12 protein-coding genes are annotated in these 11,997 nt (G+C 42.6%); 8 read left to right on the top strand and 4 right to left on the bottom strand.

Annotation, left to right across the window (positions count from 1 at the left end; translation table 11 throughout):
- Window positions 1–78: 78 nt before the first annotated feature.
- Window positions 79–1,161 (bottom strand): GntR family transcriptional regulator, encoded by a 1,083-nt coding sequence (locus MKX35_RS19670; protein ID WP_042188207.1) that lies wholly within the window; start codon window positions 1,159–1,161, stop codon window positions 79–81.
- Between the two features lie 262 nt (window positions 1,162–1,423).
- Between MKX35_RS19670 and MKX35_RS19665 the strand changes: the two genes are divergently transcribed.
- The 3 genes from MKX35_RS19665 to araA are packed head-to-tail and all read left to right on the top strand — an operon-like array spanning window position 1,424 to window position 5,200.
- Window positions 1,424–3,031 carry a xylulokinase gene (locus MKX35_RS19665; protein ID WP_076301106.1) on the top strand — a complete coding sequence of 536 codons (1,608 nt, stop codon included), beginning with the start codon at window positions 1,424–1,426 and terminating at the stop codon, window positions 3,029–3,031.
- A 16-nt stretch (window positions 3,032–3,047) separates the two neighbouring features.
- The gene (locus MKX35_RS19660) at window positions 3,048–3,743 is read left to right on the top strand and encodes an L-ribulose-5-phosphate 4-epimerase (RefSeq protein WP_042188210.1); all 696 of its coding nucleotides are present in this window, start codon (window positions 3,048–3,050) and stop codon (window positions 3,741–3,743) included.
- A 32-nt stretch (window positions 3,744–3,775) separates the two neighbouring features.
- Complete coding sequence (gene araA, locus MKX35_RS19655) at window positions 3,776–5,200, top strand: L-arabinose isomerase (RefSeq protein ID WP_076301107.1); 1,425 nt, start codon at window positions 3,776–3,778, stop codon at window positions 5,198–5,200.
- 83 nt (window positions 5,201–5,283) lie between these two features.
- Here araA and MKX35_RS19650 read toward each other — a convergent pair whose 3' ends face one another.
- The 3 genes from MKX35_RS19650 to MKX35_RS19640 all read right to left on the bottom strand — a co-directional run bounded on the left by MKX35_RS19650 (window position 5,284) and on the right by MKX35_RS19640 (window position 8,074).
- Window positions 5,284–6,426 carry a glycosyl hydrolase family 8 gene (locus MKX35_RS19650; RefSeq protein ID WP_076301108.1) on the bottom strand — a complete coding sequence of 381 codons (1,143 nt, stop codon included), beginning with the start codon at window positions 6,424–6,426 and terminating at the stop codon, window positions 5,284–5,286.
- 49 nt (window positions 6,427–6,475) lie between these two features.
- Window positions 6,476–7,450, bottom strand: coding sequence for a glycoside hydrolase family 43 protein (locus tag MKX35_RS19645; protein WP_076301109.1), 975 nt, complete (start codon window positions 7,448–7,450; stop codon window positions 6,476–6,478).
- A gap of 141 nt (window positions 7,451–7,591) precedes the next feature.
- Window positions 7,592–8,074, bottom strand: coding sequence for a nucleoside deaminase (locus MKX35_RS19640; protein WP_076301110.1), 483 nt, complete (start codon window positions 8,072–8,074; stop codon window positions 7,592–7,594).
- 151 nt (window positions 8,075–8,225) lie between these two features.
- Here MKX35_RS19640 and MKX35_RS19635 point away from each other — a divergent pair, with 151 nt between their 5' ends.
- From MKX35_RS19635 to MKX35_RS19615, 5 genes are all read left to right on the top strand, one after another.
- On the top strand, window positions 8,226–8,675 hold the full coding sequence (locus MKX35_RS19635; protein WP_076286972.1) for an OsmC family protein: 450 nt from the start codon (window positions 8,226–8,228) through the stop codon (window positions 8,673–8,675).
- Between the two features lie 52 nt (window positions 8,676–8,727).
- Window positions 8,728–9,090 (top strand): hypothetical protein, encoded by a 363-nt coding sequence (locus MKX35_RS19630; RefSeq protein ID WP_042188220.1) that lies wholly within the window; start codon window positions 8,728–8,730, stop codon window positions 9,088–9,090.
- The gene (locus MKX35_RS19625) at window positions 9,071–10,021 is read left to right on the top strand and encodes an LLM class flavin-dependent oxidoreductase (protein WP_076301111.1); all 951 of its coding nucleotides are present in this window, start codon (window positions 9,071–9,073) and stop codon (window positions 10,019–10,021) included. Before MKX35_RS19630 ends, MKX35_RS19625 begins: the two co-directional genes overlap by 20 nt.
- Window positions 10,022–10,061: 40 nt before the next feature.
- Window positions 10,062–11,090: an AraC family transcriptional regulator gene (locus MKX35_RS19620; protein WP_076301112.1), complete on the top strand. Its 1,029-nt coding sequence runs from the start codon at window positions 10,062–10,064 to the stop codon at window positions 11,088–11,090.
- Between the two features lie 92 nt (window positions 11,091–11,182).
- Complete coding sequence (locus tag MKX35_RS19615) at window positions 11,183–11,977, top strand: SDR family NAD(P)-dependent oxidoreductase (RefSeq protein ID WP_076301113.1); 795 nt, start codon at window positions 11,183–11,185, stop codon at window positions 11,975–11,977.
- Window positions 11,978–11,997: the final 20 nt, after the last annotated feature.

Here is an 11,997-nt window from a genome sequence, read left to right as displayed (position 1 = left end):
AAGCAAGCAACCAGCCATGACTGGCGGGTTGCTTGCCTTGTATAAACGGAAAATTTATTTATCTGTTTAAATTACAACCTATCTCTCAACAACGGTCTCACCTTCAATTAACACAGGCTGATAATAAGTGTTGTTTGGAAGGTCTTTTTTTCCTTGTAGTTTCTTAATGACCCAATCCGCTGCATCGCGTCCCATGGCTTCTTGTGGGTGTGTCAAGGTGGTTAGTTTGATGTTCGCGTTTTTGGCGATATAGGAATTGTCTTGTCCGATAATCGATAATTCCTCCGGAATAGTGATGTCCAGCTGTCTGCAGGCATGAACCACTTCCAACCCAACCTCGTCGTTATAACAAACAATAGCAGTGAGCGTATCTCTATTTTTATTCAGAAAATCCTTCAAGTCTGTAGATAACGTCTGTTTTGTCTCCGTATTGAATGAAAAAATCTGCTCAGGATAAAATCGTAATTTGGATTCTCCGAGTGCTTTAATATACCCTTTCATCCGATACTTTCCTTGTAAATCATCCATTTTTGCAATGAGCCCTATTTGGGTGTGCCCTTTGGTTATCAACTCTTTTGTTGCCAAATAGCTGGACTGCACGTCATCAAGACAAAGGTACGGCAGTTCTATTTCTTCATAAAAGGCATTAATCATTATAATCGGAATATCCTGTTCCTTAAAAGAAAGGTAGTAAGCAATATTGGGGTTATATAGATTGCTTTTCGTCGGTTCAATAATTAAACCATCTACACCGTAGGACAGCATCATTTCAAGGGCCTTTTTTTCTTGAGCAACATCGTTATTTGTACTAGCTAATAGTAGAGAATAATTATCCTCATTTAGCCGGCTCTCGATCCCACGGATAATGGAAGGAAAGATATAGTCGGAAATATAGGTCGTAATTACGCCGATCGTCTTCTTATGGGAACTCCCGCCGGTCTTCGAACGATATTGGTTGCTGACATAAGTACCAGACCCTTTTTCGCTTCGGAGGAAGCCTTCGTTGGAAAGTTCTAAAATTGCTTTTCGAACAGTCTGCCGGCTAACTTCGTACATGGACTGCAAGGCAGATTCAGTAGGGATTTGTTCACCAACATTGTAATCTCCCGAAAGGATTTTGCTTTTTATGTCATCTAATATCACTTGATACTTTGGTTTCATGTAATTCCTCTTTCCATTCTTGTTCGCTAAGTTATTCGTATATTCGGTAAATTTGTATGTACAAATTATAGCATGACAACGAAAAAAATAGAAAGGGGCTCTTTTTTTATACAGTTAAATCATTATTATCTCCATATTTGTATGTATATATAACTATTCAATTGACAAATGTACGTACAAAAAATTATACTATAGCTGTCAATTAAGAAAGCAAATTCTTATCATGACCTTTTAAAAAAGCGCTATCAGAGAGGTGACAAACGTGATATCGAATCGATTAAGCATCAAACAAGCGATTAATAAGGGAGAAACTTCGCTTGGTATTGAATTTGGGTCCACGCGCATTAAAGTTGTACTTATCGATCATAGCTTTCAAACGATCGCTTCTGGAAGTTACGAATGGGAAAATCAGTTGAAGGACGGTTTTTGGACGTACAACTTGGAAGATATTATCAAAGGTCTGCAAGACGCCTATCGCGAGATGAAGGAAGAAGTTGCACAAAAATACGGAATCACCCTTCAAACGGTTGGTTCAATCGGTTTTTCTGCAATGATGCATGGATACATGGCTTTCGACGAGCACAATGAACTACTTGTTCCATTCCGGACTTGGCGTAATGCAACTACGGGTGCGGCTGCCAAAGCATTGACCGATCTGTTTGGGTTTAATATCCCAGAACGCTGGAGCATAGCTCATCTTTATCAAGCGATTTTGAATGAAGAAGAACATGTGCCACAGATACGTTTTGTTACGACACTAGCAGGATACATTCATTGGCTATTGACTGGAAATAAAGCACTTGGTGTTGGTGATGCATCCGGTATGTTCCCAATTGATGAAACTACAGGAAATTTTAACGCTTCCATGATACAGCAGTTTGATGAACAGGTTGCAAGCAAAGCTTATCCGTGGAAGACCAGTGATTTACTTCCTAAGGTGTATGTTGCAGGAGAGCAAGCAGGTATTTTAAGCGAAGCGGGAGCTAAAATTCTGGATCCATCGCTGCATTTACAATCAGGTATTCCGCTTAGTCCTCCAGAGGGGGATGCTGGAACCGGGATGGTTGCAACGAATAGCGTAAGAAAACGAACCGGGAATGTATCTGTAGGAACCTCTGTTTTTGCCATGATTGTATTAGAAAAAGAACTTTCCAAGGTTTATCCGGAAATTGATATGGTCACTACTCCGAACGGAAGTCCAGTGGGCATGGTTCATGCGAATAACTGTTCAAGTGACCTTAACGCCTGGCTAGGGTTATTCCGCGAATTCTATGAAGCCATGGGACACAAAGTGGATGCCAATAAATTGTACAGCGTGCTATTAAATAAAGCTTTGGAAGCAGATCCTGATGCCGGTGGATTACTAAGCTATGGTTATCTCTCAGGAGAGAATATTACTGGGTTAGAACAAGGTCGTCCGCTATTTGTCCGCTCGCCGGAGAGCAAATTCAATCTGTCCAACTTTATGCGTACACATCTATTCAGCGCCTTTGGTGCTTTGAAAATTGGAATGGACATTTTGACGAAGGAAGAGAATGTGGCCATTGATAGTATTTTAGGTCACGGCGGTTTATTTAAGACTCCGGTAGTGGGCCAAAAAATGATGGCAGCTTCAATGAATGTTCCTGTTTCCGTAATGTCGACTGCCGGTGAAGGCGGTGCATGGGGAATGGCTATTCTTGCCGCTTACATGATGAATAAAAATCAGGAAGAAAGTTTAGAAGACTTCCTCGATCAAAAAGTGTTCAAAGATGTTAAGGGGGAAGAAATTCATCCAGAGGCAACCGACATTAAAGGATTTGAAACCTTTATCGAACGTTATAAAAAGGGTCTGGCGATTGAGCAGTCCGCTGTTGACAATTTAGTGTGAAAATGGAGGTAGCAAGATGTTAGAACAACTTAAAGAAGAGGTTTTTCAAGCCAACCTGGAATTGCCGAAACAAGGACTTATTAAATATACATGGGGAAATGTGAGTGCAATTGATCGTGAAAGTGGATTATTCGTAATCAAACCTAGTGGTGTAGATTATGAAACAATGAAAGCCAGCGATATGGTAGTTGTTGATCTGGATGGCAATGTGGTTGAAGGAGATATGAGACCTTCCTCCGATACACCTACTCACGCCGTGCTTTATAAGCATTACTCCGAGATCGGGGGAATCGTGCACACGCATTCCACTTGGGCGACCATTTGGGCTCAAGCAGGACTAGATGTTCCTGTCATGGGAACGACCCATGCTGATACCTTCTATGGTTCCATTCCTTGTGCGCGTTTCTTGACGCAAGAAGAAGTCGATCGTGGTTACGAAGCGGAAACGGGTAATGTAATCATCGAGACCTTTGAACAACGTGGGATTGATATTATGGCGGTTCCTGGTGTTTTACTTAAAGGACACGGACCCTTTACTTGGGGGAAAAATGCGAAATCGGCGGTAATAAACAGCGTAGTTTTGGATGAAGTATCCAAAATGAATTTGTTTGCAAGAGAGCTGAATCATTTTGCTGAGGAGTTGCCACAACGTATTTTAGATAAACATTACTTGCGCAAACATGGAAAAGACGCTTATTACGGACAAAAATAATTAAACCACAAAATTACGAAAAGAGGATGAATATGTCAACAGCAGTAGCAAAAGAATTTTGGTTTGTCGTAGGTTCACAACATCTTTATGGGGAAGAAGCTTTGGCTGAAGTTAAGGCGCATGCCCAAACGATGACAGATGCTTTGAATAAAAGCGGAGTTTTGCCTTACCCACTAGTATTGCAGGATTTGGCTGTCAGCGCAGATAAAATCACAAACATCATGAAAGAAGTCAATTACCGCGATGAAGTTGCCGGTGTTATCACTTGGATGCATACCTTCTCACCTGCAAAAATGTGGATCCGCGGAACTAAAATGCTGCAAAAGCCTTTGCTACATCTAGCTACGCAATATAATGAAAGTATTCCATGGGCAACCATCGATATGGACTTCATGAATCTAAATCAAGCCGCTCATGGTGACCGTGAATATGGTTTTATTAACGCACGGTTGAACAAACAAAACAAAGTGGTAGTAGGCTACTGGGAACGTCCTGAAGTCCAAAAGCAAATTGCAGAATGGATGGACGTAGCCGTTGCTTATAACGAAAGCTTTAATATCAAGGTCGCTCGCTTTGGTGACAATATGCGTAACGTTGGCGTAACCGAAGGAGATAAGGTTGAAGCCCAAATTCAATTTGGATGGACTGTTGACTACTTTGGTATTGGCGATCTAGTACAAATCATTAATGAAGTTAAAGAAGAAGAGATCGATGCCTTATTCACTGAGTATTCAGAGCTGTATGAATTTGATTATGGGACTAACAGCAAAGAAGCTTGGGAAGCTAGCGTGAGAGTTCAAGCAAGCTATGAAATTGCTATTAAACGTTTCCTTGATCAAGGTGGCTACAACGCCTTCACATCGAACTTCGAAGATTTACACGGAATGAAACAACTTCCAGGACTTGCTGTTCAACGACTGATGGCACAAGGCTATGGTTTTGCTGGAGAAGGAGATTGGAAGACTGCAGCTCTCGATCGCTTGCTTAAAGTGATGAGCCATAACCAATCCACTGGCTTTATGGAAGATTACACTTATGAATTGACGGTTGGCCAAGAATCCATTCTACAATCCCATATGCTTGAAGTAGATCCTACTTTGGCAAGCAACAAACCAAAAATTATCGTATCTCCACTGGGTATTGGTGGTAAAGACGATCCAGCACGTTTAGTATTTGACGGTAAAGCAGGAGACGGTGTGGTTGTTTCCATGGCTGACTTTGGGACGCATTACAAACTGTTGATCAATGAAGTTACTGCTTTCGAACCAACGGTTCCAGCTCCCAACCTTCCAGTAGCTCGTGTACTTTGGAATGTTAAACCTAACTTCCAAGATGGGGTTAAAGCTTGGATCGAAAATGGTGGCGGTCACCACACCGTAGTTTCATTAACGCTTACAACAGACCAAATTATTGCTTATGCAAAACTTGTAAACTTGGAATATGTAGTTATTAAATAATAGCAAAGCTTTATTACGATTAATAGGACTCCATTCCTCAAAATGCTCGAGGAATGGAGTCCTATTTTTTTGTTCGATTTCCTTCAATAGATGCGATAATTTCCACTCAAAGCCAGTAAACTAAAAAAGTACAGACAGTTGTCATAGTAACGACGGAGTCCAGTGCGCAATGGTGTATCCCAAAACAAACGGACAAAATGCTCTGCCTCCGGGCCATTAGAAGCAAGGGAAGCCATGGCATTGGTCGCCAACAGACCTGTCGGGTGCAGTGCCGGTTCGTCGAAGGGCTGTCCCTCAATGGTATACCGCCGGTAATCGGAAACTTCGATATTCCTAAAAAAAGCCTGAATCCGGTTACATTGATCGACCTGCCAGATGTCCTTTTGGAACCAAGCCCAGTCCAGACCGATATTAGCCGCTACCCGGTAAGCATCACTGAAAAAATGGCTGAAATCACCATGAGGCTGGGGTTCTGCCGGGGACCCGTTAAAATTAGCATATTCGGGAGCAAGGCCAGTTATCGGATGGCATGCAGTATGCAGATATGTGCGGCTGGCTTCCGCGGCTTCTCGCCAAAACATGTGGTAACGTTCGTCAGCCCACAAGGCGAACAAATCATAGAAATGGGGGAGATGGTAAGACGGATCACTGAAGGTGGATTCCGGTACGAATTTGATCAATTTCGTTTCCGCATCCCACATTGAGTCGCCATCTCCTGTTTCAGTTTTATGTACACAAGCATGCAATATCGTTCGGGCCTGCTCAGAATAATTATAAGGTTCCGGACCGTTCCCCCAACGTTTTGAGGCAAAAAACAGAGCCATGGCGAAAAACTCTTCGCCGTCAGGTGCAGGTCCCTGAGAAATCCTTGTACCGTCAGGCTTGCAGTGCCAAGCAAAGTAATTGGCATAGCGACCTTCTTTGTGCTGCATAAACGTCTTTGAGAAGTTCCATAGACGATCAAACTCTTCTTTTTTATTCATTTGAACGGCCATCATCATCCCGTAGGACATTCCTTCCGACCGAACGTCTAGATTACCTGTATCCAGGATATAGCTTTTATCCTCGTCCTGTGGATAGTATATTCGTACGTTCGGATCTCCGTAAAACAAATCATTCCAAGTTTCATTGAGTTTAGCGTTGATATCATCTTCAGAAAAGCCGAGCTCCTTAAATATATTGCGATATTCCCCTGTATAAAAAGCACCTTGTTGTTTCATTGTCATCAAAAACGCCCTCCTGTGAACTACAGCATGCAGTCCATTTTAATAAAAACTAAGGATGGATGGTTTGAATGGTGCCATCATCGTTGTATCTCAGCTCTGTATATTTTACAGAACGCTTGTTGTCAGCTCCACCAGACAAAGAACTGTCATGATAAAATAAATACCATTTCTCTTTAAACTGAACAATAGAATGGTGCGTTGTCCAGCCTAACACTGGAGAAAGGATTTTTCCTTGATATTCATAAGGTCCAAGCGGATCTTTACTGATAGCGTATACAATATTGTGGGTAGTACCAGTGGAATAAGAAAGATAATAAAATCCGTTGTATTTATGTACCCATGGACCTTCAAAATATCTTCTCTCTTCATCTCCAGCAAGAATCGGATTTCCGTTCGTATCGATGATGGATATTTCTCTAGGTTCACCTTCAAAGCTCAGCATATTCTCGCTCAATTCCGCTACGATAGGTCCAAGAGCTGGTGCCATTTCAGACGGCCCCTCGGCATCCGGAACAAATGAGCCGGTTTGCCATTTTTCAAGTTGACCGCCCCAAAGACCCCCAAAGTATATATACGATTTACCATCATCATCAACGAAAACGGCGGGATCAATGCTATAACTGCCGGGAATGTAGCTTGGTTCAGGTGTAAAGGGTCCGGAAGGTGAAGCTGAGGTGGCGACCCCAATTCGGAAAATATCGTCATGGTCTCTAGCTGGGAAAAACAAATAGTAAGTATTGTTTTTGTATGCTGCATCCGGAGCCCACATTTGCTGCTTAGCCCATGGAACATCCTTCACATGAAGCACTTCACCGTGGTCAACACAAGGGGAGCCATCTCCATCAATAGAAAGAACATGGTAATCCTCCATATTATATTGGTCACCGTTGTCATTAGAGATCATTTCGTGATCCAGGTCATGTGAGGGATAAATATAAATTTTACCTTCAAATACATGAGCGGAAGGATCCGCAGTATAAATATGAGTTACGAGAGGTTCATTGGGCTGCACAGGCTTTGTCAAATCATTTCCTCCTATAAAGTTAATCGCTTACAAAGTTAATGGTATAAGAACTTTAGGACTCTGTATATATAGCAACTATAGTTTATACCCCACAAAGTTTAGAACATAAAAAAGAACCTTTATTCAAAGGTTCTTTTTTTACTACTGTCTTTGTCCGTGGAATTGTCGATGAAGTTCCCGCACTTGTTCTGCAAGCTCCGTTACAGGGCCATCTACGACTGCATTATGGATAACTTCCTGAATGGTCAAATTACGGACAGGTGATGCTGCAATGCCTATTTCGCTTAACCACTGTGATAATTGCTGCGAAGAACTGGCATATACAATCCTTCCTAATTGAACCCAACCGTGAGCTGCCGCACACATAGGGCAATGTTCCCCGGAAGTATACACAGTTGCCTGCTTACGTTCTTCCAGTGACATATTCTGAGCTGCCCAGCGAGCTAAAGCGAATTCGGGGTGCTGAGTATGGTCACCACCGCCTACATGGTTACTGTCTTCGGCCAAGACCTCTCCATTTGCTGAGACCAGGATGGAGCCGAAAGGTTCGTCCCCAACCTCGAGTGCAATTCGGGCAAGTTCAATACAACGCTGAAGATGTTTGATATCTGTATTGTTTATCATGATAATAGAGCCTCCTGAAATTTAATTTATAGATAAATCTCACGAACAGTAGGCCTGAGCCTGTTTGTTCACCGCATTCTTCTATGTTAGCATGTAAAGTATTCGATTAAAAATATGTCATGCAATTTCAAGATAGGGAGGACATCTAGAAATGAAACACCCATTTATTTTAAATGCCGTATGGAACGGCGGTCGTAATAGTGAGGGAACGATTGAAGCTGGACAACTCAAGACTCAAATCTCCATTCCGAAAGAAATGGGCGGGCCAGGAGTTGGAACGAATCCGGATGAGATGCTACTGGGTGCCGCGGCAACCTGCTATCTCATTACACTAGCAGCTATGCTGGAGCGATCAGGGCTTACGACTTCCAGCCTGACGTTAACATCAGAGGCGACAGTGGATGTAACAAATAACATTTTTACATATGAAGCGATCAAACATTCACCCATCATCACACTTACCGAAGATGCGTCACAGGACGATATTGATAAAGCAATTCGTATTGCCCATAAAGCAGAAGGCTCTTGTATGATTTCCAGAGCTGTAGCAGGAAACGTACAAATTACCACAGAGCCAACAGTGCTAACATCAAGTATGTAAGGTTAAGTTCTAAAGGAGTTATCCCTTAGGAATCAGAGAGGAGAAATTAACTTTGAACGTTGAGTTGTATAAGGATTTGATCAAGGATGAGCGTGGGAATTATTACGTAGCGGTACAAAAAGAGGGCAATGAACTGACCTTGGTAAATGCAATGCTTGAGCGTTCTTATCAGGACCTGTTGGAATTTAATGAAGAGTTTAAAAAGAAATATGCGGAATACGAGCACCAGTTCATCGGCAAAGTGATTATGGATAAGCTGCGGCATGATGTTGTGTTCGCGTCCAAAGAAGACGGCCATGGACGAATGTATAATCTGGCAGCGATTGCCGGCGATTACAAGGTTACTTTTATTGATATGATTGAATTTTACCGAAACCCTCGAGTAGGACGTAGCCATGACAACGACATCCATTAAGCTTAGCGTTTTGGACCTTGTACCTGTATTTGATAATGTGGATGCAAGCTTTGCATTAGGACAAGCGGTGGAACTGGCTCGAACAGCTGAAAGACTGGGATATACTCGTTATTGGGTTGCCGAACATCATGATATGCCGGGTTTAGCGTGTACCTCCACAGAGGTGTTTTTATCGCATATCGGAGCGAGAACACAGCATATCCGCATCGGATCGGGAGCTTTATTGCTGCCGCACTATAAGCCGTTAAAAGTAGTGGAATCTTTTCATTTGCTGGCAAGTTTATATCCGGGACGCATCGACCTTGGGTTAGGCAGGGCTCCTGGCGGTGCTGCTGAAGTAAGCTTAGCGCTGAGCGGAAATTTTCTCGAAAATGTTTGGAAAATGCCGGAACTGCTTAAGGGAGTCACCGAATTGTTGCAGGGGAACTATTCATATGAAGGACGTAAGATAACCGCCCGTCCGACTCCACCCGAATCGCCAGAGCTGTGGATGCTGGGTACAAACAAGAAAAGTGCGGCATATGCTGCCGAGTTTGGAGCAGGCTATGTGTTTGGTCAATTCATGAGCGATGTAGCTGGGGAAGAGATTTTGCAAGCTTACCGTGAAGCTTTTATCCCTTCTTCAGTTAATGCTAGCCCTCGGGCTATCGTAGCTGTTGGCGTTATTTGCGCCGAGACTGAGGAAGAAGCAGAGCGGCTAGCCTCTTCCGGTATGACATTATTTCAACAAGAAGGCTCAACGGAAGAGAAATCCAAGCTTTTGGAACGTAAACTGCTGATAGGCACACCCAAAAATATCAAAGAAAAGCTGGAACAGTTATCTCACTTGTATGGAGTTGATGAATTCATTATCGTTACTATGATTCCAGACTATGAGAAACGGTTGCATTCGTTTGAGTTGCTTGCCCGCGCTTGCTTGAATTCTAACTAGCCCTTTCTTCATGCAATGATGCTAAAGGAGGTCCACATAGATGCAGACTCATACCTCTGACTCCATTAAAATCCCTCCCGGATTTTGGGCTGGATTAATTCAATTAGGGATAACCGCTCAAGATATAGCCAGTAAAGCAAGTCTTCCCCTGAGCCTTATCACGGAGTCAGCAGTCACCACAGCCCAATATTTCGCTATCTGGCAGGCATATTCGGATCTCGTTGGAGACACTGCTGAGGGAATCATCAAGCTAGCAACCGTTTTTGAAACCACACAATATCCGCCGACCGTCTTAGCCACTTATCATGCTAAAGATTATCGCGACGCTCTAAACCGAATGGTGCGCTATAAACGAATGTGCCCTCCAGAAAGCTTGCATATCATCGAAGAGGGAGAGTTGTGTACAATCGAATTGAATTGGCAGCCTCCCGAGTATTCCGGTCCACCGCTGCTGCTTGGCCTTACACTGGCGTTTTTACTGGAGCTTGGGCGGCGGGGAACTGGTATACCAATGACAGCACAGTTTGTAGAATTTTCACAACCCATAGGGAATTTACAGGTTCTTGAAGCTTATTTCGGCTGTCGAATTCAGATCGGTGCTGAGACTAACCGCTTAACACTACGACGAAGTGACTTGGATCTGCCCTTTATCTCGTATAACGAAGAGTTGCTAGAGATTCTGACTCCCGTTTTGGATCGGACACTTGCTGAACAGCAGGGTAGTCGCTCAATTACTGAAAGGGTCAAATGGATTATGAAACGCAGCCTTAGCGGAGGCCAACCCGAGATTCAAACCGTTGCTAAAGAGCTAAGGATGAGTGCTCGTACCTTACAGCGGAGGCTTACTGAAGAAAATACGAGCTTCAAGCATTTGCTGACACAAGCCAGACATGAGCAGGCGCGAGCGTATTTAGCAGATCCTTCCCTCGATGTTAAAGAGGTGGCTTTCTTGATCGGATATGAAGATCAGAACTCGTTCTATCGTGCCTTCCGACTTTGGGAAGGAGATACTCCTTCAAATTGGCGTGTTAAACAAGAAGTTTGGCGCAAGACACTAGTTACTGAATAATCCCGGTAAGATAGTATAAATACTAGCCGATGCTCAGTACAGTTCTTGAGAAACTGCTAATTAACTCGCCATGATAAAAGGAGAAAAGAAATATGGATATGGGATTAAACAATAAGACAGCTTTAATTACAGGATCTACAAAAGGTATTGGTAAAGCTATCGCCTTTGAACTTGCCAACGAAGGCGTTAATGTACTAATAAATGGACGTAATTATGAAAAGGTAGAACAAACAGTAAATGAAATTAAAGCAAAATTCCCGGAAACTTCTCCACAGAATGCTACAGCCGATATTGTAGATATGGAGCAAAGAGAAGCTTTATTTGAAAAACACCCCCATATCGATATTTTAGTTAATAATATGGGGATTTATGAACTGATGAGCTATGACGACGTTGACGATGAAATATTTGAAAAATACATCCGTACGAATGTTCTTGCTGCAAATGGATTAACAAAATTTTATTTACCAAAAATGTTAGAAAACAATTTTGGTCGTGTGATCTTCATTGCTAGTGAAGAAGCAATAATGCCGTCAGCTCAAATGCCACAGTATGCAATGACCAAATCAATGCTATTATCATTAGCAAAAAGCTTATCTAAATTAACAATCGGAACAGAAGTTACCGTCAATACTATCATGCCAGGACCAACACTCTCTGAAAACGTGCACCAAATCATTGATGGAATGTACCCAGATGAAGCGTTGACCTTTTCAGAAAAAGAGAAAAAATTCATGGCTAAAAACTTACCGCAATCTGAAATACAGCGATTTATTAAACCTAATGAAATAGGTAGACTAGCAGCATTTATGAGCAGTCCCTATGCCTCTGCATTTAAAGGTTCCCCGATCCGTATGGATGGGGGCATGGTACCTACTATTTTCTAAATCTAGTATCGATAAACAAA

Origin of the sequence: Paenibacillus sp. FSL R5-0923 (assembly GCF_038009145.1) — a bacterium.
Taxonomy (GTDB): Bacteria; Bacillota; Bacilli; order Paenibacillales; family Paenibacillaceae; genus Paenibacillus_AQ.
The sequence above is the reverse complement of the archived record's forward strand: the minus strand, read 5'-3'. Positions and strand labels throughout refer to the sequence as shown.

Coding starts and splice junctions, on each gene's coding strand:
- MKX35_RS19670 (WP_042188207.1), bottom strand. CDS start 1,161: ATGAAACCAAAGTATCAAGTGATATTAGATGACATAAAAAGCAAAATC.
- MKX35_RS19660 (WP_042188210.1), top strand. CDS start 3,048: ATGTTAGAACAACTTAAAGAAGAGGTTTTTCAAGCCAACCTGGAATTG.
- araA (WP_076301107.1), top strand. CDS start 3,776: ATGTCAACAGCAGTAGCAAAAGAATTTTGGTTTGTCGTAGGTTCACAA.
- MKX35_RS19650 (WP_076301108.1), bottom strand. CDS start 6,426: ATGACAATGAAACAACAAGGTGCTTTTTATACAGGGGAATATCGCAAT.
- MKX35_RS19640 (WP_076301110.1), bottom strand. CDS start 8,074: ATGATAAACAATACAGATATCAAACATCTTCAGCGTTGTATTGAACTT.
- MKX35_RS19635 (WP_076286972.1), top strand. CDS start 8,226: ATGAAACACCCATTTATTTTAAATGCCGTATGGAACGGCGGTCGTAAT.
- MKX35_RS19625 (WP_076301111.1), top strand. CDS start 9,071: ATGACAACGACATCCATTAAGCTTAGCGTTTTGGACCTTGTACCTGTA.
- MKX35_RS19620 (WP_076301112.1), top strand. CDS start 10,062: ATGCAGACTCATACCTCTGACTCCATTAAAATCCCTCCCGGATTTTGG.
- MKX35_RS19615 (WP_076301113.1), top strand. CDS start 11,183: ATGGATATGGGATTAAACAATAAGACAGCTTTAATTACAGGATCTACA.